The following is a 407-nucleotide window of genomic DNA, read 5'->3' on the forward strand; positions in this document are numbered from 1 at the left end:
CGGGGCGGGGGAGACCGCAGGAGCGCAGGGGGACCCTGCCCTCGAACCGCACACGCCTAGAGCGCAAATCAACAGGCACGGTTAAAAGAGCCTTACGATTAAATAGGGAGGGTCATTATTCCATTGATAAATATGATGATTGTTATCACGCAATGAATAAAAATCGCAGGAAAAATACTTTTTGTCCTTACCGTTACAAATCCCAAGATTAATCCTAAAAAGACATACATCATACAGATGACTAGTGAAAAGCCAAACATCGTTGTGTTTATGCCGAATGCAAAGCTCGATACGATAAGCCCTATCGGTCGACTTGTGATGCTTATCATTTTTGAAAGCAGGATTCCACGCCACAAAACTTCTTCCAAAAATGCATTGACTGTTGCGAATAACAAAATCAATAGGAA

At 42.8% G+C, this 407-nt stretch carries 1 protein-coding gene; it reads right to left on the minus strand.

Annotated elements, in window-relative coordinates; translation table 11 throughout:
• Positions 1–98: 98 nt before the first annotated feature.
• On the minus strand, positions 99–407 hold a 309-nt coding region (locus tag V7137_RS30100), incomplete at its 5' end, for a CPBP family intramembrane glutamic endopeptidase (RefSeq protein ID WP_335701469.1).

Source organism: Neobacillus drentensis, assembly GCF_036962765.1.
Lineage (GTDB): Bacteria > Bacillota > Bacilli > Bacillales > Cytobacillaceae > Neobacillus > Neobacillus drentensis_C.